This window comes from Mycobacterium sp. NGS34, assembly GCF_059812845.1.
The window spans coordinates 185,078-208,061 of record NZ_JCALDM010000001.1 but is presented as its reverse complement, the minus strand read 5'-3'; the positions used below and the strand labels follow the sequence as shown (position 1 = coordinate 208,061).

Sequence of the window (22,984 nt, the reverse complement as noted above, 5' to 3'; positions counted from 1 at the left end):
CCTACTTATCCAGCAGCCCCGAATCCCGAATCGCCTCCGCCAATGGCTCCAGCACGGCCGGGTCGTGCGGCGGATTGATGTAAACGATCCCCAGGTCCAGCCCCTCGGCGCCCAGCGCGGCGGCGTCGTCGATCACCTGTCCGTAGTTGCGGTCGGCGTCCAGTCGCAGATGCGCCGACATGGTGATCTCCTTCGGGTCGCGCCCGATGTCCGCGCAGCGCGCGGCCAGGACGTCGCGTTTTTGCGCGAACAGCTCGGGTGGGCCGCCGGCGAAGTTCCAATGCTGGGCGTAGCGCGCGGTGATCGGCAGGGTGCGCTTCTCGCCGCTGCCGCCGATGCAGATCGGCGGGTGCGGGCGCTGCACACCCTTGGGCTCGTTGCGGGCGCCCTTGAGTTGGTAGTACTTGCCGGCGAAGTCGGTGGTCTCCTCGCTGAGCAGACTGATCAGCACCTGGCAGGCTTCCTCGAACCGGTCGAAGCGTTCCCGCACGGACCCCAACTCGATGCCGTAGGCGCCCGACTCCTCCTCGTTCCAGCCGGCGCCGATGCCGAGCTCGAGGCGCCCGTTGGAGATGACGTCGAGCGCGGCGGCCATGTTGGCCAGCACCGCGGGGTGGCGGTAGTGGATGCCGGTGACGAGGGTGCCCAGCCGCAGTCGCTTGGTCGCCTGCGCCAGCGCGGTCAGCGTCGTCCACCCCTCGAGGCAGGGTCCGCTGCTGTCCGAGAAGATCGGATAGAAGTGGTCGAACGTCCAGCCGGACTCGAAGACCTCGATATCGTCGGCGGCCTGCCAGACGGCGAGCATGTCGGCCCAGGTGGTGTTTTGGGGTGAGGTTTTGAACGCGAATCGCATGAATCCGACGTTAGCCGATCTTTATGAAGCGCAACTAAACTCATGCGGACGATGACCAGCGCGCTCGGGCTCGACACCAGGATCACCCTGCTGGCCGCCGGGCTGATCTTCCTGCTGGCGCTGGTTCTCGGCGTCTGGAAGTACCGCCAGATCATGACCGCCGACGATCACCGCGCCCATCCGTACGTCGACATCGCGCACCGGGCGGCGTTGCTCTATTCCTTCGCGACCCTGCTGCTGGCGGTCTTCGTCGCACTCAGCGCCTGGCCGGCGTGGGTCAACCTGACCGCGGCGGGCGTCGTCGTCTTCTTTTTCGTCGCCGCCATTTTTGGTTACATCACCCACGGTGCGCGGCGCGACACCGTCAACCAGTTCGAAAACCCCGGCCGGGGGCTGGAGGTGACGATGGTGCTCCTCATCGGCGGCGAGATCGGCGGGTTCGCCGTGCTGCTCGCGGGGTTCGTCGCCGGTCAATTCAGGTGATCGGGCGGGGCACACTGGAGCCATGGACCCGGTAGCCGCCCTGCGGCAGATCGCCTATTACAAGGACCGGAGCCGCCAGGACCCGCGGCGGGTGATGGCCTACCGTAACGCCGCCGACATCATCGAGGGCCTCGACGACGCCGCGCGCGAGCGGCACGGTCAGGCCAACAGCTGGCAGACGCTGCCGGGCATCGGGCCCAAGACCGCGAAGGTGATCGACCAGGCCTGGTCCGGCCGCGAACCCGACCTCCTGGTCGAATTGCGTTCCGGCGTCGAGGATCTCGGCGGCGGCGACATCCGCGCCGCGCTGCGCGGCGACCTGCACCTGCATTCGAACTGGTCGGACGGGTCGGCGCCGATCGACGAGATGATGGCCACCGCGTCGGCGCTGGGTCACGAATACTGCGCGCTGACCGACCACTCGCCGCGGCTGACCATCGCCAACGGGTTGTCGCCCGAGCGGTTGCGCAAGCAGCTCGACGTCATCGACGAGCTGCGCGACCAATTCGCCCCGATGCGCATTCTCACCGGGATCGAGGTCGACATCCTCGAGGACGGCGGCCTCGACCAGGAACCGGAACTGCTCGAACGCCTCGACGTCGTCGTGGCCAGCGTGCACTCGAAGCTGTCGATGGACGCGGCGGCGATGACGCGGCGCATGCTGCGCGCGGTCTCCAATCCGCACGCCGACGTCTTGGGCCACTGCACCGGCCGGCTGGTATCGGGTGGCCGCGGCGTCCGGCCTGAATCGAAGTTCGACGCCGAGGCCGTGTTCACCGCCTGCCGCGACCACGGGACGGCAGTGGAGATCAACTCCCGTCCCGAGCGCCGCGACCCGCCGACCCGGCTGCTCAAGCAGGCGCTGGAGATCGGCTGCGTGTTCAGCATCGACACCGACGCGCACGCGCCCGGCCAGCTGGACTTCCTCGCCTACGGGGCGCAGCGCGCGCTGGATGTCGGCGTGCCCGTCGACCGGATCGTCAACACCTGGCCGGCCGACAAGCTGCTGGAGTGGACGGCGTCAGTCGGATAACGGCCGCCTGTCAGGGCTGCCCGGTGCCGCCGTTACTGCCGAGAGCACCCAAGCCGCTCCCGCCGGAGCCGCCGACTCCGACGCCGCCCCCATCGCCGCCGTTCGTGTGGAAAGCGCCACCGTTGGCGCCGCCGCCACCCGTCGAGCCGGTGCCGGCGTTGCCGTGGTAGGAGTTCGTGTTGACGACGGCGCCACTCCCGCCGCCGGTGCCGGTGCCGGTGCCGGCGCTCCCGGCACCACCTCCGGCAGCGAAGACGGTGGCGTTGGACGCGAGGCTCCCTGCGCCTCCGGCCCCGGACTTGCCGCCCGCAACCGCGGCGCCGCCGCCCCCGCCGCCGCCTCCGCCCGCGGCCGCGGTCAGTTGCGCGGTGCCGCCCCCGCCGCCACCCCCGCCGGTGCCGCCCGCGCCGCCGCCGGTCGCGCCGGCACCGCCGGTGCCACCGTCCCCGCCGATCCCCAGAGCCTGAAGGACGGCTCCATTCGTTGTCGAGGCGCTGCCGCCGCCGCCGCCAGTCCCGCCGGTGCCGCCCGTGCCGCTGCCACCCCCGGCGCCCCCGACGCCGACGTGGCCGCCCGTGCCGCCGGCACCTCCACCGCCGCCGCCGCCGGAGAAGATTTCGTTACCGCTGACCGAGTCGGTCTGGCCGTTACCTCCGGTGCCGCCGGTGCCGCCCTGGCCGCCGCCGCCCCCGGTGCCGTTGGCTCCGCCGGCGGAGTTGCCGCCGGCCCCACCGGCGCCGCCCTGGCCGCCGAGGCCGCCCTGCCCGCCGTACGCGTGGGCGAGGGTGCCGTCGGCGAGGCCGCCGGTGCCGCCCTGACCGCCCTGCCCGCCGGTGCCGCCGTGTCCGCCGCTGCCGGCGTGCCCGAGGAACAGCCCTGGGGCGCCGCCGGCCCCGCCGGCGCCGGCGTCACCGCCGAAACCGCCGACGCCCCCGTTTCCGCCGTTGTTGCCGGACCCGTCGCCACCCGTGCCGCCCTGACCGCCCTGGCCGCCGTCGCCGCCCAGGCCGCCCGTCCCGCCCCACCCCCCCAGCAGGGCCTGGTTCGCGCCGCCGGCCCCGCCGGCCCCGCCGTTCCCGCCGACCCCGCCATGCCCGCCGGTCCCGCCGGCCGTCGGGTTGTGAAAGCCGAGCCCGCCTTCCCCGCCTAGGCCGCCGGCCCCGCCGGGCCCGCCGGCCCCATTGAACAGGGACAGCAGGTGCCTGTTGGCTCCGCCAGTTCCGCCGGCGCCGCCTTGCCCGCCGCCCGCGAGGATGCCGGGCCCGCCGTTTCCGCCGGCCCCACCGGCCCCGCCCGGACCGCCGCCGAGCCATCCGTTGGCGCCGCCGGCCCCGCCGTTTCCGCCGCCGCCGCCGACCACGCCGCCCCCGCCGTTTCCGCCGGCCCCGCCGTTCCCGCCGTGGCCCCACAACCCCGCCGATCCGCCCGCCCCGCCGGCCTGCCCGGACCCGCCGGACCCGCCGTTGCCGCCGTCGCCGATCAGCCACCCGCCGTCGCCGCCGGGCAGCCCGCTTCCCGGCGCAGCGTTGGCGCCGTTGCCGATCAGCGGGCGCCCCGTCAGCAGTTTGACCGGGCCGGGCGGCAATCCCGCGGTCAGGCTCTGGAGTTCGCCGACCAATGCCGTCAACGGGTCTGCGTTTGCCGCCTCCACGCCCACATACGCCCCCGCGCCCGCCGTCAACGACTGCACGAATTGGTCGTGAAAAGCCGTCGCCTGGGCACTAACCGCGTGAAACTCCTGGGCGTAGGTGCCGAACAACGAAGAAATCGCGGCGGAAACCTCGTCCTGCGCCGCGGCCAATACCGATGTCGTCGAGCCCGCCGCCACCGCATTCGCCGACCTAATCGCGGAGCCAATCCCCGATAAATCCGATGACGCTGTGGTGACAACCTCAGGGGCTATCAGGACGAAAGACGACATCTGCGGCTCCTCTGCAATATGAACGGCGCGAACGAAACACAAGTAGCCGAAAATCTACGCTTTCAGTTGAGAAATGGGAGTGGTTTCAGGGGTTGGAATGGCGTGTCGCGCCATTTTGTGTCGCCGTGGTAGTCGGTCCGATAAAACGCTTGTATAAACGCCGCGCATTCGTTATCGTGTGCCCCGCCGAAAAGCCGCGGACTGCACCGGCGGAATTAGTCCGGCGCGCGCGGTATTGCGAATGCCTGATGCCGGCCAAACCAAACTCGGGTATTACACCGACTGACCGTCGCCGCCGGCATTGCCGCCGATGATCAGGGCCTCGGCACCGGAGCCGGCGACGCCCGTGGCGCCCCCGCCACCGCCGAATTGGCCGACACCACCACCAGCGCCTCCGGTCCCGCCCAAGCCACCCGCGGTTCCGGCGACACCGGGGACGGCGTTGGCCGGGTAGGCCCACGCGCCGCCGCCACCACCGCCGCCGGGTCCGGTGCCGCCGGCTCCGATGCCACCTCCGACGGCGAGCGGGGACGCGGTGGTGATCGCGTTACCGCCGGCCCCTCCCGCTCCGCCGGCGCCACCGGCGTAGGCGGCCCCCCCGCCGCCCCCGCCGCCTCCGCCTAGGGCCATGTCCCCGGTCGACACGCCGAGCGCGCCGCCGCCGGCGCCGCCCCCGCCTCCGGTTCCGCCCGCCCCGCCGTTGGGGGCACCCGCGCCACCGCTGCCGCCGTCCCCGCCGAGCCCGAGGGCGACAGGTTGGCTGAGGTGGGTCGATGCGGCGCCGCCGGTGCCGCCGCCCCCGCCGGCGCCGCCCATGCCGCTGCCGCCGCCGATGCCACCGACACCGACCAGGCCGCCCTTGCCGCCGGCGCCGCCGCCGCCCCCGCCGCCGCCGTAGGTGGAGTGGTTGGTGCCGGTTCCGGTCACCGCGTTGCCGCCGAAGCCACCGGTGCCGCCGGTACCGCCGCCGCCGCCGGTGCCGTTGAGTGCGCTGCCGCTGGCGTTGCCGCCGGCCCCGCCGGCGCCGCCGTGGCCACCCTGGCCGCCTTGACCGGCCACGCTCGCGAAGACGTTTCCGCTGACGCCGCCGCCCGTGCCGCCGGTGCCGCCGCCCCCGCCGGTGCCGCCCGAGCCACCGCTGCCGGCCTGCCCGAAGAGCCCGCCCCCGGTTCCGCCGGCCCCACCGGCGCCGGCCGCACCGCCGTCGCCTCCGACACCTCCGGTTCCGCCGGTCGAGGTGCCGCTTCCGCCGCCGCCGCCCGTGCCGCCGTGGCCGCCGTCGCCGCCGTGACCGCCGAGTCCGGCGGCACCGCCCAGCAGCGCCTGATTCGCGCCGCCGGCCCCGCCATGGCCGCCGGCTCCGCCGTGCCCGCCGGGCCCGCCGGTGCCGCCGGCCGTGGCGTTATCGAGACCGGCTGCGCCGAGGCCGCCCTGGCCGCCCGCTCCACCCGCACCGCCGGCGCCGAACAGGGAAAGCAGTTGCCGGTTGGCCCCGCCGGCGCCTCCGTCCCCGCCATGGCCGCCGGTCCCTCCGAACAGGCTGGAGCCGCCGGTCCCGCCGGCACCGCCGGCTCCGCCGGGACCGCCGCCGATCCATCCGTTGGCCCCGCCGGCCCCGCCGGCTCCGCCGGCGCCACCGATCAGGGCCTTGCCGGTTCCGCCGGCTCCGCCGTCACCGCCGTGACCCCACAATCCCGCCGACCCGCCGGCCCCGCCCGCCTGCCCGGCTCCGCCGGACCCACCGTTGCCGCCGTTGCCGATCAGCCACCCGCCGTCGCCGCCGGGCGCCCCGGTGCCCGGCGCCCCGTTGGCCCCGTTGCCGATCAGCGGGCGCCCCGTGAGCAGCTTGACCGGCCCGGGCGGCAACCCCAGGCTCTGAACCTCGCCGATCAAGGACGTCAGCGGGTCGGCATTGGCCGCCTCGGCGGCCGCGTACTGCCCACCGCCCGACGTAAGCGACTGCACGAATTGGTCATGGAAGAGCGCCGCTTGCGCGCTGAGCGAGTGAAACTCTTGGGCATAGCTGCCGAACAGCTGAGAGATCGCGGCCGACACCTCGTCCTGCGCCGCGGCCACCACCGATGTCGTCGAGGCCGCCGCGGTGGCGTTGGCCGACCTGATCGCGGATCCGAGCGCGTCCAAATCCGCCGATGCGGCGCTGAGAATCTCCGGGTCTACCAGTACGAAAGAGGACATCTACGGCTCCTAATCCCTTGTGGAGCCGTAGGTTAAAGTCGGCAACTTGCGAGTTTCTTGCGGTGATGACCTCAATCGGGGAGATGTGGCATCTCGAATCCCGGGTCGCGGCCGACCAGCACCGCCGGCGTAAGTGCGGACTTGCCGAAGCGATGGCGCACTCGGTCGATGGCCGCGTCGATGTCGAGCCGGCCCGCGTCCTCGCCGAACGGCAGCATCAGCTGCTGCGCTCCGCTGCGGTCGATGCCCGACACCGCGAAGCCGACCAACGTCAGCCCGCGCTGCGCGATCAGGGGCTCCGCGGACGCGACCAGCTGCCGCGCCGCGGTCAGGATCGGGCGCGTCGACGAGGTGGCCCACGGCAACGTGTGCGAGCGGGTCGCCCGGCTGAAGTCGTCGAAGCGCAATCGCAGTACCACCGTGCGACCGGTGCGCCCGGCGGTGCGCATCCGCGCGGTGATCCGGTCGATCAGGTTCACCACCACCGCGTCGACCTCGGCGGCCGACATGCGATTGCCCGCGCGGCCCAGCGCCCGCTGCGCCCCCACGGAGCGCCGGCGCACCCCGGTGGTCACCCGGCGGCGGTCGATGTTGCGGGACAGCGCATACAGCTGGCGGCCCATCGCGGACCCCAGCAGCGAGGCCAGCGTCGACTCGCTGAGCTCGGCGACGTCGGCCACGGTCACGAGGCCGTGCGCGCGCAGCTTCTCGGCAGTCACCGCGCCCACGCCCCACAACCGGCGCACCGGCAACGGGCGCAGGAACGCCAGCTCCTGAGCGGGCGGCACCAGCAGCAGGCCGTCGGGCTTGGCCTCCTGGCTGGCCACCTTGGCGAGGAACTTGGTCCGGGCGATCCCGACGGTGATGGGCAGGCCGACGCGGCCGCGCACGTCGGCGCGCAGCCGGTGCGCGATCTGGGTCGGCGTGCCGGAGACCCGGCGCAGGCCACCGACATCCAGAAACGCCTCGTCGACGGACAGCGCCTCCACCACCGGGGTGCAGTCACGGAACACCTCGAAGACGGCGTCGCTGGCGCGGCTGTAGGCGTTCATCCGGGGCGGTACGACGACGGCGTGCGGGCAAAGCCGCCGCGCCTGCGCCCCGCCCATCGCCGTGCGCACGCCGTAGGCCTTGGCCTCGTAGCTCGCCGCCAGCACCACGCCGCCGCCGACGATGACGGGCCGGCCGCGCAACGTCGGGTCGTCGCGCTGTTCGACCGACGCGTAGAACGAGTCCAGGTCGGCGTGCAGGATGGACGCCTCGCACCGCACGAACATATGTTCGCACGCGGGTACGACGACTAAGTGGATTCGCCGTAGATGCTGGCGACCCAGATGTGGGTGAGCGTGTCGACGACCCGGTCCTCGTCGACGGCCGGCGTCTCGGCCGACAGCGCGGCCATCATCGTGCGTTCGTTCATCTGGTTCAGCGACGTCGCGAGGTCGGCGGCGGGGATCGTCTCCGGGGCGGCGCCGCGCGTCCGCTCGGCGGTGATCATCGCCGCGGTCTGGTCGATCCACTTCTGCATGAATCCCAGCCACATCGACCGGAGCTCGGAGCTGGTGGCCAGCGCTTCCGTCGCGGCGCGCGCCAGCGTTCGGTGCGAGCCGAACGCCGTGTAGAAGGCCTTGATGCCGTTGCGCCACACCCGTCGCGGGTCTTCCGGCAGCCGCTGCACCGCCCCGTCGAACTCGGAGTCGGCGCGCGCGATCACCGGCTCCAGCAACGACAGCAGCACATCCTCCTTGGACTTGAAATAGAAGTAGAACGTCGGGCGGGAGAGGCCCGCGCCCTTGGCCAGGTCGTCGACCGAGATGGCGGCGAACCCGCGCTCTTCCAGCAGCCGCTCGGCGGTCGCCAGGATCGCCTGCTCGCGGTCGTCGCCCGAGGGGCGCAGGGCGCGGCGGCCGCGGAGGGCGCGAGTCGTGCCGGCGGTAGTCACGGCCGCCACTTTACATGGAGTTGAAAGTTTCGACACACTGTTGACCCGCTCAACAGTGTGTTGATAGCGTGGGCCCATGACTGAGCATCTCGACGTCGTCATCGTGGGCGCCGGCATCTCCGGCGTGAGCGCGGCCTGGCACTTGCAGGACCGCTGCCCGACCAAGAGCTACGCCATCCTGGAGAAGCGCGCGGCCATGGGGGGCACCTGGGAATTGTTCCGCTACCCGGGCATTCGTTCCGACTCGGACATGTACACGCTGGGCTTCCGGTTCCGCCCGTGGACCGAGCGCCAGGCCATCGCCGACGGCGGGCCGATCCTCGACTACGTCAAGGACACCGCGGCCATGTATGGCATCGACAAACACATCCGACTCAACCACAGAGTCGTCAGCGCCGACTGGTCCAACGCGGAGAACCGCTGGACCCTACAGATCGAAAACAACGGCGCGCCAAGCACAATCACGTGCACGTTCCTGTTCTTGTGCAGCGGTTACTACAACTACGAACAGGGCTTCGCGCCGACGTTCGCCGGCGCGGAGGACTTCAAGGGCCCGATCATCCACCCGCAGCACTGGCCCGAGGACCTCGACTACACGGACAAGAACGTCGTCGTGATCGGCAGCGGCGCCACCGCGGTCACCCTCATTCCGGCGATGGCGGAGTCGGGTGCCAAGCACGTCACGATGCTGCAGCGGTCGCCGACCTACATCGTCTCGCAGCCGAAGCGGGACAAGTTCGCCGAGCGCCTCAACCGCTTGCTGCCGGACAAGCAGGCGTACACCGCGATTCGCTGGCGGAACGTGCTGCGGCAGGCGGCGCTTTACGCGGCCTGCCAGAAGTGGCCGCGGCGGATGCGAAAGATCCTTCTGGGCTTCGTGCAGCGCCAGCTCCCCGAGGGCTACGACGTGGAGAAGCACTTCGGCCCGAGCTACAACCCGTGGGACCAGCGGCTGTGCCTGGTTCCCAGCGGTGACCTGTTCCGCGTCATCCGCAAGGGCAAGGCCGACGTGGTCACCGACACCATCGACCGGTTCACCCCGACCGGCATCCGGCTCACCTCGGGCCAGGAGTTGCCCGCCGACATCATCATCACCGCAACGGGTTTGAACCTGCAGCTGTTCGGTGGCGCGACCGTCACCGTCGACGGGCAGCCGGTGGACCTGACCAAGACGATGGCCTACAAGGGCATGATGCTGTCCGGCCTGCCGAACATGGTCTACACCGTCGGATACACCAACGCGTCGTGGACCCTAAAGGCCGACCTGGTATCCGAGTTCGCGTGCCGCCTCCTGAACTACATGGACGACAACGGTTTCGACACCGTGGTGGTCGAGCACCCGGGCCCCGCCGTCGAGGAGCGCCCGTTCATGGAGTTCACCCCGGGCTACGTGCTGCGCTCGCTCGACGAGCTGCCCAAGCAGGGCTCACGCACGCCGTGGCGGCTCAACCAGAACTACGTGCGCGACATCCAGCTGATCCGGCGCGGCAAGATCGCCGACGAAGGCCTGCGATTCGCCAAAAACCAAGCCGCGGTGTCGGTTTAGTCCGACGGCGGCGTGACGACGATGCCGTCGTCGTCACTGTAGGCGATCTCGCCGGGCGTGAAAGTCACCCCCCCAAGGCTGATTTCGACGCCACGCTCCCCGGCGCCGGTCTTGGTGCTCTTGCGCGGATTGGTGCCCAGCGCCTTGATGCCGATGTCGATGCCGCGCAGCGCGGCGGCGTCGCGCACCGCGCCGTTGATCACCAGCCCGGCCCAGCCGTTGGAGCGGGCCAACTCGGCGATGACGTCGCCGACGAGCGCGGTGTGCAGCGAGCCGGAGCCGTCGATCACGAGTACCCCGCCGTCACTGGGCTCCGAGAGCACCGACTTCAGCAGCGCGTTGTCCTGGAAGCAGCGCACGGTGCTGATCGGCCCGGCGAACTCCGAGCGGCCGCCGAACTGGCGGAATTGCAGGTCGCAGCTGCGTACGTCGGGGCCGATGGCGTCGACGAGGTCGGCGGTCGGCCGGAATGACACCGTCACCTCAGCGGCGGCGCAGCTGCCGGATCAGCAGGATCGCCAGCAGGCTGAGCGCCACGGCCACGATCAGCGGCACCGGGGATTGGCCGGATGCGGCCGGCGCGACCTGGGGCGAGACCGGGTTGTTGGCGCCCTCCACGGTCGACTTCGCTTGCGCCGCGGCATCTTTGGCGGCCTCGGCGAGCTGGCCGTTGGTCTCGATCCGCTGCTGTATGCCGAGGGGTGGCGCGGGCGGAGGACTCTTGGCCGGGGCCTTCTTGGCGGGTGCTTTCTTGGCGGCCGCCGTTTTCGCCGGTGCCTTCTTCGCAGGTGCCTTTTTAGCGGGCGCTTTCGCCGCCTTCTTGACCGCCTTGGCGGGAGGTTTCTTCTCCGGTGGGGTCGAAGCGCCGTCGGGTTCGCTGTTGGGTTGGTCCTGCGGGTCTGCCATGCGGCCGCTCCTTTGCAGCTCTCTCAAGTTCTCAGTCGGGCGCCGGGTTGCTCGCGTCCCATCATGCCAGGAGGCGCCGCGGGCCATAGGCGACCAGGTGACGCTCCGGGCCCTCAGCGTCTATGCCGCACCGCCCACCAGGCGCCCGCCGCGACCAGGGCCACGGCCGCCGCCGCAAAAGGCCACACCGGGACGCTCCCGCCCCAGTCGGGGCGCACTGCGGGAGGTCCGGGCGTTCCGGTGCCCGGGACCGTCAGCCGAAACGACCAGGATCCCGACACCACGTGGCCATCGGCGGACGTCACGCGGTAATTCACCGTGTAGGTGCCGGCCGGGCCGAGCGGCCGCACGCCGACGCCGACGACGGCGCCCTGCACGCTGGGTTCCCCGCTGGCCCACTGGTTGCCGTCGGGCCCGACGACCGTCATCGCCGCGAACGTGGTCTGCAACCGTTCGTTGAACGTCGCGGTTACCCGGCCGGGACCCGTCGTCAGGACCGCGTTGTCGGCGGGGTCGGCGGACACGCGCGCCGCGTGCGCGGACGCCGGTCGTGCGGTGAGCAACGCGGTCGACACCATGGCGGCCAGCAGCAGCGCCGCCCATGCGGTCACCGCGCGGGGCGTCATGCCCGTCGGCGGATCACGGCGAGACCGACGCCGAGGGCGGCCAGCGCCAGCGCCGCCCCGCCCAGGAGGCGCGCGGTGTTGTCCGACGACTTCGGCTGCGCGGCCGCCGGCGGCGGGTGGTGATCGTGCGGCGCCGCCCCCGTCGCGCTGAGCGTCAGCGCCGGCGCCGGGTGCTCCGGCTCACCGCCGCCGGACAGCGGCGGCTGGTCCCACTTCACGACCGTGCCGTCGGAATACGTCTGGGTGGCCGGGAAGCTGACGGTATCGGTGTCGGGCAGCTGCACCGAAATGCGGAACAGCGCGAATTGATCCGGGGGGATCCCGGCGCCGGGTGCGGCCGTCCAGGTCACCGAGCGCACGGTGCCGGCCGCCGCATCGCGGTCGAGCTTGGCCGTCCATCCGGGGACGGTTTCGGTGCTCGCCGCCGCCACGTTGGGCAGGCCGACGGTCAGCGCGGTGGTCGCCGCGCCCGTATTGGATTCGTTGGGCACCTGGAAGGTGACGATCGCCATGGCGCCGCGGACGGGGTTGTCACTGGTGGCGTGTACGTGCGCCCACGCCGCGGGGATACCGACCGCCGAAGCGAGATAGAGCGCCGCGACCGCGATCAGGACGCGTGCGGCCCTCACGTCAGTCCGAGGCGCGCCATCAGGTCCGCCTCGATGCCGTCGAGCTGCGAGGAGATCGCGGCGTGGGCCGCCCGCCGTCGCGCGGCCGGCATGTTCTCCGCGGCGGTGACGGCCGCCGAAAGGTCGCTGAGCCGTTCGGTGATGGCGCCGACGAACTGCTTGGTCTCGGTGTCCTTGGGCTTCTTTTCCTGCACCGCCCGCAGCGACTTCTCCGAGCCGGCGATGCGGGCCGACAGCTGGGCGCCCTGCCCGGAGAACTGGCCGATCTGCGCGAGCGGGACGCCGAGCTGGTCCGCGCGCCGTTGGTCGATCACCGCGCGCGCGGCCATCGCGCCGCGGTAGATCAGCGGTGTCAGGATCGGGGCCAGCAGCCGAGAGACGGTCAGCACCCGGCGGATCCGAGTCGGTGACAGCAACTTGCCCTCCCGTGCGGTTTTGAGCTCGGCCTCGGCGACCTTCAACGCCGCGCGGTCACTGTCCCGCTGCGATTTGATCTGCGCCTTGAGGGCCTTTTCCGCGGCGCGCCGGTCGGCCTTGAGCCGGCGGGCGTCGTTCTTGGCGGCCAGCTTGGCCTCGAGTTTGGCGCGGGCCTTGATCGCGCGGGCCTCGGCGCGACGCGTCGCGCGGCTCTTTCGCTTGCGGAACAGGCCCATTCCCGGCCGCCTCCCGGTGTCTAGTGGACTATCGCTCGCGTGTGCGCGATCCGAGAGCCAACCCTAATCGGCATACGCCGACGGCGGCCGTTCAGGTCGGGGCGTACCGCGGGTCTCGGCCCGCGCGTCCGCTAGGCGTCCAGGTGTTCGGCGCGGCGGAGCTCCTTGACCCGCTCCACGACGTCCTGCTGCGCCTGCGCGGACAGCCCGACCGCGGCCAGCGCGATGCGGCGCACGCCGTCATCGCGCATCGTCGCGAGCCAGGCCAACTCCTTGTCGAGCTTCTCGTAGTACTCGTCGTCGGTGAAGTAGGCCGGCTTGATCCGGAAGAAGTTGGCCAGGGCGGCCATGGTCGCCGACGACGGATTGGTGCGGTTGCCCGAACGTAGCTGGGACAGGTAGGGAGCCGACATCGTGATGCCCTCCGCCTTGAGTGCCGCGATCACCTCCGCGGAGGTGTGCGGCCCGCGCCCTGGTGGATACACCGTGTCGAACAAGCGATTCAGGCGGGCGGCGAACGTCGTGCTCATCGATATGACCTCCACTTGGCTGTAGAAGTGAACTATTGCCGAGGTGTATTTGCTGATCATGGTAGCGGCGGTTTGGGCCCGCATCCAGGTGCAAACCCGGGGTGGTTGGGTATCGGCGTTGCTGACGGTTGCGGAATACCCACTTTACGAGCGTCTAACTAATTCGCTGGGGTGTCCACTAGGTAAGCGAAACTCACAGGTTATCCGCAGCGTTCGGGTCACGGCCGGGCGTGGCGGGCCGCGGGCCGCGCGGCTGGCCGCGCGCTCCGGTCGAGGATGCTGGGCGATCGCACGGCAACCAACCCGCAACGCGCGGCCGGCGGCGACATCATTTGCTGTCAGGTAGGTGACACGCCCGCGAAACGTGCCAAGGGTGCACCTGATTGCCCCCGGAAGATGCCCCTGGGACGTTTCCGGGGTCGCGGCAGCGGTGGAATGGGGCGCCGACGGCACTCTAGCCGATGTCCGGTGACCTCCCGGCGGGTGCAACCGCTTTCCGGCGGCGGCGCCGAGTTTGCGCCGCGGCCACCGCGGCGGCGGCCAGCGCTACGGCGACGGTCGCCGCGATGGCCACCGAGCGCAGCCCCAACGCAGTGTCGAACAGCATCCACAGGCCGAACATCAGGAACAGCAGGCTGGCCACGGCGTGCAGCAGCTGCTGGGGAAGGCGCCGATGCAGCAAGGTGCCAACCGCTATCGCCAGGCCGTCGGCGAGGACCATCCCCAGGGTGGAGCCGAGCCAGACGCCGGTCCAGTCGTGATCGCTGGCCAACGAGACGGTCGCGAGCGATGTCTTGTCGCTGAGCTCGGCGAGCACGAACGACGACACGACGGTCAGTAACGCGAAGCGGGATTCCCCCTCCGTCGAGACCGTCTCGTCGGCCGCGCTGCCCTCGCGCCAGGCCCACACGGCGAAGATCAGGAAAGCGATCGCCGACGCGAACGCCATCGGGCGGGACGGGAGAGTGGTGCCGAGGAAATGGCCGATCCCGACCGTCACCCCGTGCACCAGGCAGGCCGCGATCGCCACGCCGGTCAGCACCACCCACCATCGGTAGCGCAGCGCAAAGGTCATGGTGATCAGCTGGGACCTGTCGCCGAGTTCGGCAAGGAAAACCACCCCGAGGGTTAGCAGCGTGGCGGCGAGCATGGGAGGCGACCTTTCGACGCGTCGTCGGTAATGTCTGGGACCCTTCGGTCCCTCCGAACATCGGTCGAAGGTCTCGCCCACCGGACCCGCGGGACCGGTTCGCCGGCCGGGCTATGCGCCAGTATGTCGACTCGACGATTAGGGGCTACTCCCCTTCGCTAACGGTTCACAGGCTAGCGGGCGACCCGGGCCTGCGCCAGAACGCCGAGTGATTTCGGACGGCCGTATTCTGCGATTTGAATTCCCTTACGCTGCAAGCAGCATCGCCAGGATCGCCGTGTCCGGATGGCTGATCGGGTCGACGCCCACGCGGCTCACCATTGACGTGATGGTTCCGTCGGCCTCGGCCTCCACCCACGCCGCCCGGTGCTCCAATCCGAGGTAGGGCAATCCCGGCAGCAGCACGCACCCGGACGCGGCCCCGTTGCATTCCGGCAACGAGGGTGTGGTTTCCGACGGCGGATGCAGCATCAGCAACGCCGGGGGTTGATGGTCGGCGAAATATCCTGGCTGGATGGCGGATTCGCCGAAGACTGTGCCTTCGGCCAGCACCAGGCCCACGGTGCCCGGCTCGGGCTCGTCGGGCAACTCCTCGCGAGCACCGAACACCGTTGTGGTGGAAAGCAATCCGGGCAGCGACGCGACCCTGACCGCGACCATCAGCAGCTGGGCCCATTCCTTCGTCGAATCGGGCCAACGCCCCGAGATGACAAACCCTTTCAGGGCACCACGGGCATGGAAGGGTGCAACCCCTATCGGCCGATCCGACCCGGTTTCCATCTCGACCTCCGCGCGACGCCTCGTTTCGAATAACCACGCTGGTAGCTCGAATAACTAAGGATGCCTGCGGCTTCGGCGCCTTGCAACCCGACACGGTCACTGGCATACATGTTTTCAAAGTGCCCAAATTCGGGGCAGATAAACGACGGGGGCGTCGCGCGATCCGCGCGACGCCCCAGCCGTTTCGAAATGAAGTCAGCCGGCTATCAGCCCCTGGGTCTTGGAGGTTGCGGCCGCGTAGCGGTCCTGCACATCCGCCCAGTTCACCACGTTCCAGAACGCCTTGGCGAAGTCGACCTTGACGTTCTTGTACTGAAGGTAGAAAGCGTGCTCCCACATGTCGAGCAGCAGCAACGGGACGATCCCCAGCGGGAAATTGGACTGGTGGTCGTACACCTGGAAGATCAGCAGCTTGCTGCCCAGCGTGTCCCAGCCGAGGGCCGCCCACCCCGAGCCCTGCACGGTGGTGGCGGCGGCGTGGAACTGCGCGCGGAAGTTGTCGAACGATCCGAACGCGTCGTCGATGGCCGCGGCGAGCTCACCGGTGGGCTTGTCACCGCCGTTGGGGGAGAGGTTCTTCCACCAGATGGTGTGGTTGACGTGACCACCCAGGTTGAACGCCAAGTTCTTCTCGTTCAGCAGGATCGCGGCGTGGTCTCCCTTGGCCCGCGCTTCCTCGAGCTTTTCCAGGGCGTCATTGGCGCCTTTGACGTAGGTGGCGTGGTGTTTGTCGTGATGAAGTTCGTTTATCTGACCGGAGATGTGCGGTTCCAGCGCACCGTAATCCCAATCCAAGTCCGGCAAGTTGTATACAGCCACTGCATTCCTTTCTTCGGTTATCGTCTTGGCGCTCCTGCGCGGGGCTGCCACGCGGCGGCCAGCCGTAATCAACCCTGCTCCATGACCGCGCGCGCCGCAAGAACGGCTGCTAGGGGGAGATACCCGGTCTGGGTTGGTTCAAGACAAGACGATGACGACGAGAACTGCCAGCAGCGCCAGCGCGAGCAGCGCGGCGCGCAAGGCGGCGACGCTATAGCTGTGGTTACAGGCAGGCGAGCCGGAATTCGAGTTCGACGGGGCCGGCGAACCCGGACCGAACGAATGCGTGGCCATCAAGCGCCTTTCAGCTGCACGTCCACCTCGCCCAAGTGAGGTGAGTCACAACGATTTTTCGTGACGGTGATCATAACCCCTCACACCGGGGTTGGAAAACGCACCGCGTAACCGCGTGCCAGACCGGGATGTGGAGATGTCCGCGCGCAAGCTGAAGAAGCGCGGGGCGGGCAACCCCTACGGAGTCTGACGGGCTCGTCTGCGGGTGCTTAGCGGGGCAATGCATTTCGCTCTGGTAACCGGCGGGGCTGTTTATGGCACAGCCGTACCAGCCGCGGGTTATCCACAGACGCGGCCCGCGGCACTCGGTAAAGGCCGTGTTGACGCAGTGCATACCCCAAGCTCGATTGTGGATAAACCTGTGGAAACTGTGGATAGCCCTAGGCAACAGTTGGTGTTGCCGCGACCGCTTGCCGGCCACTCCCCGGGCCCGCCTCGTCGCCGGCGCTACGCTGGTCCGGTGATCCAGGTGTGCTCCCAGTGCGGCACGCGCTGGAACGTGCGCGACCGGCGACGCGACTGGTGCCCGCGCTGCCGCGGGGCGCTGATGGCGCCCCTGCCGGACACACCGGCGCCCGACCCGAGATGGAGTGCCCCGGGCGGTCCCCCGCCGGCCAGACCGCCCGCCGCCCCGGCATGGCAGCGCGCCGCGCCGCGGCTGCCGCCCGGATTCCGCTGGATCGCGGTGCGCCCGGGTGCCGCGCCCCCTCAGCGTCGCGGACGACGGCTCCTGGGACCCACGCCGCGCTACGCCGTGATACCGCGTTGGGGTTTGGCGGACCGCGTCGACCAGGCGCCCGTCGCGGCCGAAAAGCCTTCGCGGACAGGGCCATCCGCGCCGCTGGTGCGCACCACGTTGTTCTTGAGCGTGCTGATCTTGGGCGCGGCCGCGCTGGTGTACGCCGCGCGGTATGCGTTGTTGGTGTACAACCGGAACACCCTGCTGAACTCGGTCCTGGCCGTCGTCGCGGATTGGCTCGGGGTGCTGGCCAGCGTGGGAGCGATCGCGGCGGTGATCGCCTCCGGGGTAACGCTGATCCGGTGGCTGATCGCGCGCCGGGCCGCCGCGTTCGCGCATCACGGCCTGCCGGAGCCGCGGTCCGTCCGGGCGCTGTGGGCGGGCTGCGTGGTGCCGTTGGCGAATTTGCTGTGGGCGCCGGTGTACGTCATCGAGCTGGCAACGGTCGAGGAGCACTACGGCCGGGTGCGCAGGCCGATCGTCCAGTGGTGGATCGCGTGGGTGCTCAGCTACCTGGTTTCGATATTCGCCATCTTCACCAGCTTCGCCGCGGATGCCCAGGGCATCGCGAACAACACCGTGTTGATGGTTTTCGCCTACCTGTTCGCGGCGGTCACCGTCGCGGCGATTGCCCGCGTCTTCGAAGGCTTCGAGCGCAAACCGGTCCAACGTCCCGCGCACCGCTGGGTCGTCGTCGAATCGCAACGCTCGATCGCTCCGGTTGAGTTGGAGGGGCAGGAACCGGCAGCATAGGGATATGACGTGGGCCGACGAGGTGCTCGCCGGGCATCCTTTTGTCGTTGCCCATCGCGGGGCCTCGGCCGCGCGCCCCGAACACACGTTGGCCGCCTACGATCTCGCGCTCAAACAGGGCGCCGACGGCGTCGAATGCGACGTGCGCCTGACCCGCGACGGCCACCTCGTCTGCGTGCATGACCGCCGCCTGGACCGGACGTCGACGGGAGCCGGTTTGGTCAGCACGATGACGCTCGCTCAACTGCGCGAGCTCGAGTACGGCGCCTGGCACGACAGCTGGCGTGAGGACGGCACGCACGGCGACACCAGCCTGCTGACGTTCGACGACCTCGTTTCGCTCGTCCTGGACTGGCACCGGCCGGTAAAGATCTTCGTCGAGACCAAGCACCCGGTCCGCTACGGCTCACTGGTCGAGAACAAACTCCTCGCCCTGCTGCATCGGTACGGGATCGCCGCGCCCGCGTCCGCCGACCGGTCGCGCGCGGTGGTCATGTCGTTCTCGGCGGCCGCGGTCTGGCGGATCCGGCGGGCCGCGCCGTTGCTGCCGACGGTGTTGCTCGGCAAGACCGCCCGGTATCTGGCCAGCAGCGCGGCCACCGCCGTCGGCGCCACCGCCGTCGGGCCGTCGTTGGCGACGTTGAAGGACTATCCGCAACTGGTGGATCGCGCCGTCGCGCAGGGCAGGGCGGTGTACTGCTGGAACGTCGACGAGTACGAGGACATCGACTTCTGCCGGGACGTCGGCGTGGCCTGGCTGGCCACCCACCACCCGGGGCGCACCAAGGCCTATTTGCAGCGGGCCCGGGCCGGCGACGGCGTCTAGTTATTGCTGTCCCTTCAGGGCCGCGGCGGGCACCGGCGCGTCGGAGGCCAGCGCCTCGAACAGCTGGCCGGCGGCGTCGTGGTTCCACACCACCACCGCGCCGGCGTCGCCGGTGGTGAACTCGCCGATCGGGACGGTCAGCGCGGTCGTCGGTCCGTGCAGCGCCCAACCGAGTCGGGCCAAATGCCACACGTGGTCGCCCTCGTCGACGGTCATGGCGCCGGCGGCCGCGCGCGGCACCGAGTACCAGCGCAGCGGGTCCAGCCACACGGCCGGGCTGGCGGCGCGGTGCAGCAGCGCCGAGAGGAACTGGCGCTGGTTGGCCATCCGGTCGAGATCCGCGCGCGGGGTGTCGCGCGAGCGGACGTAGCCGAGCGCGTCGCGGCCGGCCAGCTTCTGGCAGCCGGCCGGCAGGTCGATGCCGGCCAACGGATCGTTGATCGGCGCGGTCGGGCAGACGGTGATGCCGCCCAGCGCGTCGACCAGGCCCGCGAACCCGCCGAAGCCGATCTCGACGTAGTGGTCGAGGCGCAGCCCCGTCGTCCGCTCCACGGTCTGGGTCAGCAGGGGCGCCCCGCCGATGGCGAACGCGGCGTTGATCTTGTCCTTGCCGTGGCCGGGGATCGGAACGTACGAGTCGCGCGGGATCGACACCACCGTCGGCGGTGTGCTTGATCCGAACTCCGGCACGTGCACCAGCAGGATGGTGTCCGTTCGGCTGCTGCCGACGTCGCCGCCGGTCGCCAGTTCTTGCTGCTGCTCGGCGGTGAGGCCCTGGCGGCTGTCCGAGCCGACGATCAGCCAGTTGGTGCCTCGGCCGGCTCCGGGCCGGTCGGGATAGCCGGTCAGCGCGTGCTCGCGCCGCAGCGTGGTGTCGAACCACATGCCCCCGCCGACGATTGCCGCGCCGGCGAACAGAGCGCCGATCAGCAGGGTGAGCGTCACGGCGCGGACCCAGCGGCGCGTGCCGCGCCTGCGGCGCGCCCTCGGTCCGATCGGCCGGGGCGGGGGAGACGACGGGGGCGCCGGGGCTTGTGCTGGTGCGGGCCGGCGTAGCGGTGTGGTCGGCGGGTCGGCGGCCGGCGCCGGGCCGCTCCCCCGGGGTATCGCCTGCGGTGGCTCGGGCCGGCGCGGCACCGGGCGATGGGGCGATCGGTCGCCGTTCACCCGGATAACGTACGTGCCGGGACTACCGGCGGGCTCGCAGCCCGTTGACGAACGGGCAACCCATCAGCACGCGGATGGCCTGCCTGAGCCCCGTCATGTCGTCGACCGGTTTGTGAAACGGCAACCGGACGTCGTGGTCGCCGTCGCTGCCCTCGATGCGGAACCGCACGCCGTATCGGTCGAGCCCGAGCGGGCGAACGTGCCCGCGGCGCAGGGGCGGCGGCAGCTTCGACACCAGCCGTGCGACCACGTCGTTGTGGACGGTGTCGAGGTGCCACAGCAGGCTCGACTCGATCTCGCAGAAGGGGTCGGGGCGGGCGGCGAGCAGATCCGCCACACTCACCGGCTCGGCGCCGGTGGCGTCGGTGACGACCACGGAGTCGATCTCGAGCCGCAGCAGCCGGTACCGCAGCTCTTCTGCGCGCGGCGGCGACAGCGGTGTCTCGACCTGCAGCAGTGCCGGATTCGGGTCCTCGGCGGCGATCAGGTCCAGCGTGTCGGTCACCGCGTCGGCCGGGACGGCCTGCAGGCGACCGCGCACCCACACCAGCGAACGGACGGGCTCGCGCACCGGAAGCGGCGCGTAGTCCGTCAGCTCCAGCAGCGCCTGCGACCCGGCTACCGCGCAGCCCGCTTGGTGCTCGACGGGGAGCGCGACCGCGAAGGATCCGTCGGCCAGCAGGTGGTGCACCGGGGTGGCGATCGGATCCGTGCGCGTGCTGCCACCCGCCCCCGCTGCTTCCAGGGCCAACAGGGCGCCCCCGGCGCGGGCACAGGCGCTGCGGATGCGTTCCGCGGTCGTCGGGGTGGGGCAGCTCGGCGGTGCCATCGTTCTCCTCGGCAGGGAATTAGGTAAGCCTAAGTTAACTTACGACCCATCACGCCGCAAGGCCCGTTTGACGTGGAGCGCCGTTAGGGTTGGGGCGTGGTCCGCATCGCATACCTCGGTCCCGAAGGGACCTTCACGGAGGCAGCGCTGCGGCAAATCGTGGCCGCCGGCCTGGTTCCCGCGCAGGGACCGGGACCCGTGCGCACGATGCCCTTCGAGAGCACGCCCGCGGCGCTCGACGCGGTCCGCGACGGCGACGCCGACTACGCGTGCGTGCCGATCGAGAACTCGATCGACGGCGCGGTGATACCCACGCTGGACAGCCTCGGCATCGGCTCGCCCCTGCAGATGTTCGCCGAGGTCACGCTGGACGTGGCCTTCAGCGTCGTCGTCAAGGCCGGCATCGGCGCGGGCGACGTCCGCACGCTGGCGGCGTTCCCGGTGGCCCTGGCGCAGGTGCGGAAGTGGCTGGCCGCCCATCTGCCCGGGGTGGAGCTGCGGCCGGCGTACTCCAACGCCGACGCGGCGCGCCAGGTGGCCGAGGGACACGCCGACGCCGCGGTGACCTCGCCGCTGGCCGCCGAGCATTGGGGGCTGGGGGCGCTGGCCGATGGCGTCGTCGACGAGCCGAACGCCCGCACCCGCTTTGTGCTGATCGGGCTGCCGGGGCCGCCGCCGGCCCGCACCGGGGCGGATCGGACCGCGGTGGTGTTGCGCCTCGACAACGTGCCGGGCGCGCTGGTGTCCGCGCTGGCCGAGTTCGGCATCCGCGGCATCGACCTGACCCGAATCGAAGCCCGGCCGACGAGAACGGAACTCGGGACCTACCTGTTCTTCGCCGACTGCGTCGGCCACATCGACGACGGCGCCGTCGCCGAGGCACTCAAGGCGCTGCACCGTCGTTGTGCGGATGTGAGATACCTGGGTTCGTGGCCGACGGGGTCGGCCGTCGGGGTGCTGCCGCCGGAGGCGGACGAGGCGGCGCGCTGGCTGGCGCGGCTGCGCGAAGGCAAAACCGAGCAGGCGGGGGGAGGGACCGCGCGATGAGCGGTCGCTTGGTGCTGTTGCGGCACGGGCAGTCCTACGGAAACGTCGAGCGCAGGCTCGACACCCGGCCGCCCGGGGCGGAACTGACGCCGTTGGGCCGCGACCAGGCCCGCGCGTTCGCCCGCGGCTCGGGCCGGCCGGCCATGCTGGCGCACTCGGTGGCCACCCGGGCGTGGCAAACGGCCGAGGTGATCGGCGCGGAGGTCGAATTGGGCGCCCTGGAATTCAAAGGCATTCACGAGGTCCAGGTCGGCAAGCTGGAAGACCGCAGCGACGACGACGCGGTCGCGGAATTCAACGCGATCTACGAGCGGTGGCATCGCGGCGACCTCGACGTGCCCCTGCCGGGCGGGGAGACCGGCAACGACGTCCTGGACCGCTACGTGCCGGTGCTCACCGAGTTGCGGATGCGCTACCTCGACGACGACGACTGGAACGGCGACATCGTCGTCGTCAGCCACGGCGCGGCGATCCGGCTGGCCTCCGCGGTGCTGGCCGGGGTGGACGGCAATTTCGCGCTGGACAACCACCTCGAGAACGCCGATTCGGTGGTCTTGGCCCCCATCACCGACGGGCGGTGGAGCTGCGTGCGCTGGGGGTCCTTGACGCCGCCGTTCTACCCGCAGGCCGACGCGAGCCCCGTCGCTGACGCGGTGGGCTCAGGCACCGATCCGATGGGCTGACGACTCTTCGGTGCAATCGCAGCCGACGGCGTCGCAGTCGATGACGAACGTGTGCACCAGCAGCTCGGGGCTGTCGCAGTCCGGCTCGGTGCACTCCCACCGGCGCAACGAATGGCGAATGATGGTGCCGTGGCAGTGATCTAGGGCCGCCCGGCATTCGCGACACTCAGCGCTCATCAGCCGTTCATAGCATCCGGTCCGGACAAATTGGTGTTGCCGCGCCCAGGGATCGTCAGGCCCAACCCAGTTCTTCCAGCCGGTGGTCGTCGATGCCGAAGTGGTGTGCGATTTCGTGGATCACCGTGATCGCCACCTCCTCGACGACGTCCTCGTCGGAGTCGCAGACGTCCAGCAGCGCCTCGCGGTAGATCGTGATGGCGTCGGGCAGCGAGCCGGCGTAGTCGGAATCGCGCTCGGTCAGCGCCACCCCTTCGTACAGGCCGAGCAGCTCGGCGTCGTCCGGGTGGCGGTCTTCGACCAGCACGACGACGTTGTCCATGGCGGCGGCCAGTTCGGGCGGGATCAGGTCGAGCGCATCGGAGACCAGCTCGTCGAACCGGCGCGGATCCATCCGCACGG

General features: G+C 70.7%; 25 protein-coding genes and 1 pseudogene. 7 read left to right on the top strand and 19 right to left on the bottom strand.

What is annotated here, in order from left to right:
• Position 1 precedes the first annotated feature (1 nt).
• On the bottom strand, positions 2 to 853 hold the full coding sequence (locus AC5Y7V_RS01085) for an LLM class F420-dependent oxidoreductase (RefSeq protein WP_499878208.1): 852 nt from the start codon (positions 851 to 853) through the stop codon (positions 2 to 4).
• A 51-nt stretch (positions 854 to 904) separates the two neighbouring features.
• On the opposite strand from AC5Y7V_RS01085, the gene AC5Y7V_RS01080 reads away from it, so the two are divergent.
• Positions 905 to 1,336: a hypothetical protein gene (locus AC5Y7V_RS01080; protein WP_499878207.1), complete on the top strand. Its 432-nt coding sequence runs from the start codon at positions 905 to 907 to the stop codon at positions 1,334 to 1,336.
• 22 nt (positions 1,337 to 1,358) lie between these two features.
• Positions 1,359 to 2,369 carry a PHP domain-containing protein gene (locus AC5Y7V_RS01075; protein ID WP_499878206.1) on the top strand — a complete coding sequence of 337 codons (1,011 nt, stop codon included), beginning with the start codon at positions 1,359 to 1,361 and terminating at the stop codon, positions 2,367 to 2,369.
• A gap of 10 nt (positions 2,370 to 2,379) precedes the next feature.
• On the opposite strand, the gene AC5Y7V_RS01070 is transcribed toward AC5Y7V_RS01075, so the two are convergent.
• From AC5Y7V_RS01070 to AC5Y7V_RS01055, 4 genes are all read right to left on the bottom strand, one after another.
• Positions 2,380 to 4,290 (bottom strand): PE family protein, encoded by a 1,911-nt coding sequence (locus AC5Y7V_RS01070; RefSeq protein WP_499878205.1) that lies wholly within the window; start codon positions 4,288 to 4,290, stop codon positions 2,380 to 2,382.
• 273 nt (positions 4,291 to 4,563) lie between these two features.
• Positions 4,564 to 6,486, bottom strand: coding sequence for a PE family protein (locus tag AC5Y7V_RS01065; RefSeq protein WP_499878204.1), 1,923 nt, complete (start codon positions 6,484 to 6,486; stop codon positions 4,564 to 4,566).
• A gap of 71 nt (positions 6,487 to 6,557) precedes the next feature.
• The gene (gene dinB, locus AC5Y7V_RS01060) at positions 6,558 to 7,763 is read right to left on the bottom strand and encodes a DNA polymerase IV (RefSeq protein WP_499878203.1); all 1,206 of its coding nucleotides are present in this window, start codon (positions 7,761 to 7,763) and stop codon (positions 6,558 to 6,560) included.
• Between the two features lie 23 nt (positions 7,764 to 7,786).
• Positions 7,787 to 8,428: a TetR/AcrR family transcriptional regulator gene (locus tag AC5Y7V_RS01055; RefSeq protein WP_499878202.1), complete on the bottom strand. Its 642-nt coding sequence runs from the start codon at positions 8,426 to 8,428 to the stop codon at positions 7,787 to 7,789.
• A 76-nt stretch (positions 8,429 to 8,504) separates the two neighbouring features.
• Between AC5Y7V_RS01055 and AC5Y7V_RS01050 the strand changes: the two genes are divergently transcribed.
• Positions 8,505 to 9,974: a flavin-containing monooxygenase gene (locus tag AC5Y7V_RS01050; protein WP_499878201.1), complete on the top strand. Its 1,470-nt coding sequence runs from the start codon at positions 8,505 to 8,507 to the stop codon at positions 9,972 to 9,974.
• Here AC5Y7V_RS01050 and rraA read toward each other — a convergent pair.
• The 10 genes from rraA to AC5Y7V_RS01000 form a co-directional block, all read right to left on the bottom strand.
• On the bottom strand, positions 9,971 to 10,456 hold the full coding sequence (rraA, locus tag AC5Y7V_RS01045; protein WP_499878200.1) for a ribonuclease E activity regulator RraA: 486 nt from the start codon (positions 10,454 to 10,456) through the stop codon (positions 9,971 to 9,973). The genes AC5Y7V_RS01050 and rraA overlap by 4 nt on opposite strands.
• A 1-nt stretch (position 10,457) precedes the next feature.
• Complete coding sequence (locus tag AC5Y7V_RS01040) at positions 10,458 to 10,880, bottom strand: Rv3852 family protein (protein ID WP_499878199.1); 423 nt, start codon at positions 10,878 to 10,880, stop codon at positions 10,458 to 10,460.
• Between the two features lie 113 nt (positions 10,881 to 10,993).
• Entirely contained in the window at positions 10,994 to 11,506 is a 513-nt protein-coding gene (locus AC5Y7V_RS01035; protein ID WP_499878198.1) for a copper resistance CopC family protein, read from the bottom strand.
• Positions 11,503 to 12,135 carry a YcnI family copper-binding membrane protein gene (locus tag AC5Y7V_RS01030; RefSeq protein WP_499878197.1) on the bottom strand — a complete coding sequence of 211 codons (633 nt, stop codon included), beginning with the start codon at positions 12,133 to 12,135 and terminating at the stop codon, positions 11,503 to 11,505. The genes AC5Y7V_RS01035 and AC5Y7V_RS01030 overlap by 4 nt, the downstream gene beginning before the upstream one ends.
• The gene (locus AC5Y7V_RS01025) at positions 12,132 to 12,788 is read right to left on the bottom strand and encodes a DUF6474 family protein (RefSeq protein WP_499878196.1); all 657 of its coding nucleotides are present in this window, start codon (positions 12,786 to 12,788) and stop codon (positions 12,132 to 12,134) included. Before AC5Y7V_RS01025 ends, AC5Y7V_RS01030 begins: the two co-directional genes overlap by 4 nt.
• 131 nt (positions 12,789 to 12,919) lie before the next feature.
• A complete protein-coding gene (locus tag AC5Y7V_RS01020; RefSeq protein ID WP_499878195.1) occupies positions 12,920 to 13,318 on the bottom strand; it encodes a transcriptional regulator in 399 nt (132 codons plus the stop codon).
• A 454-nt stretch (positions 13,319 to 13,772) separates the two neighbouring features.
• Complete coding sequence (locus AC5Y7V_RS01015; protein WP_499878194.1) at positions 13,773 to 14,468, bottom strand: TMEM165/GDT1 family protein; 696 nt, start codon at positions 14,466 to 14,468, stop codon at positions 13,773 to 13,775.
• A gap of 246 nt (positions 14,469 to 14,714) precedes the next feature.
• The gene (locus AC5Y7V_RS01010; RefSeq protein ID WP_067150612.1) at positions 14,715 to 15,248 is read right to left on the bottom strand and encodes a peptidase; all 534 of its coding nucleotides are present in this window, start codon (positions 15,246 to 15,248) and stop codon (positions 14,715 to 14,717) included.
• Between the two features lie 195 nt (positions 15,249 to 15,443).
• Positions 15,444 to 16,067: a superoxide dismutase gene (locus AC5Y7V_RS01005; protein WP_499878193.1), complete on the bottom strand. Its 624-nt coding sequence runs from the start codon at positions 16,065 to 16,067 to the stop codon at positions 15,444 to 15,446.
• Positions 16,068 to 16,205: 138 nt separating this feature from the next.
• The gene (locus AC5Y7V_RS01000) at positions 16,206 to 16,361 is read right to left on the bottom strand and encodes a hypothetical protein (protein ID WP_499878192.1); all 156 of its coding nucleotides are present in this window, start codon (positions 16,359 to 16,361) and stop codon (positions 16,206 to 16,208) included.
• Between the two features lie 460 nt (positions 16,362 to 16,821).
• On the opposite strand from AC5Y7V_RS01000, the gene AC5Y7V_RS00995 reads away from it, so the two are divergent.
• Both AC5Y7V_RS00995 and AC5Y7V_RS00990 read left to right on the top strand, forming a co-directional pair.
• Positions 16,822 to 17,853, top strand: a complete 1,032-nt coding sequence (locus tag AC5Y7V_RS00995) for a DUF4328 domain-containing protein (protein WP_499878191.1) — start codon at positions 16,822 to 16,824, stop codon at positions 17,851 to 17,853.
• A gap of 4 nt (positions 17,854 to 17,857) precedes the next feature.
• On the top strand, positions 17,858 to 18,679 hold the full coding sequence (locus tag AC5Y7V_RS00990; protein WP_499878190.1) for a glycerophosphodiester phosphodiesterase: 822 nt from the start codon (positions 17,858 to 17,860) through the stop codon (positions 18,677 to 18,679).
• Here AC5Y7V_RS00990 and AC5Y7V_RS00985 read toward each other — a convergent pair whose 3' ends face one another.
• Positions 18,680 to 19,846: an LCP family protein gene (locus AC5Y7V_RS00985; RefSeq protein ID WP_499878189.1), complete on the bottom strand. Its 1,167-nt coding sequence runs from the start codon at positions 19,844 to 19,846 to the stop codon at positions 18,680 to 18,682.
• 22 nt (positions 19,847 to 19,868) lie between these two features.
• Positions 19,869 to 20,675 (bottom strand): DUF2470 domain-containing protein, encoded by an 807-nt coding sequence (locus tag AC5Y7V_RS00980; RefSeq protein ID WP_499878188.1) that lies wholly within the window; start codon positions 20,673 to 20,675, stop codon positions 19,869 to 19,871.
• A gap of 96 nt (positions 20,676 to 20,771) precedes the next feature.
• Here AC5Y7V_RS00980 and pheA point away from each other — a divergent pair, with 96 nt between their 5' ends.
• Both pheA and AC5Y7V_RS00970 read left to right on the top strand, forming a co-directional pair.
• Positions 20,772 to 21,722: a prephenate dehydratase gene (gene pheA, locus AC5Y7V_RS00975; RefSeq protein ID WP_499878187.1), complete on the top strand. Its 951-nt coding sequence runs from the start codon at positions 20,772 to 20,774 to the stop codon at positions 21,720 to 21,722.
• Positions 21,719 to 22,405, top strand: a complete 687-nt coding sequence (locus tag AC5Y7V_RS00970) for a histidine phosphatase family protein (protein ID WP_499878186.1) — start codon at positions 21,719 to 21,721, stop codon at positions 22,403 to 22,405. Before pheA ends, AC5Y7V_RS00970 begins: the two co-directional genes overlap by 4 nt.
• Here the strand turns inward: AC5Y7V_RS00970 and AC5Y7V_RS00965 are convergent.
• Both AC5Y7V_RS00965 and AC5Y7V_RS00960 read right to left on the bottom strand, forming a co-directional pair.
• Positions 22,382 to 22,582, bottom strand: coding sequence for a hypothetical protein (locus AC5Y7V_RS00965; RefSeq protein WP_499878185.1), 201 nt, complete (start codon positions 22,580 to 22,582; stop codon positions 22,382 to 22,384). The genes AC5Y7V_RS00970 and AC5Y7V_RS00965 overlap by 24 nt on opposite strands.
• Positions 22,582 to 22,976, bottom strand: a pseudogene (locus AC5Y7V_RS00960) (metallopeptidase family protein). Before AC5Y7V_RS00960 ends, AC5Y7V_RS00965 begins: the two are co-directional and overlap by 1 nt.
• Positions 22,977 to 22,984 lie beyond the last annotated feature (8 nt).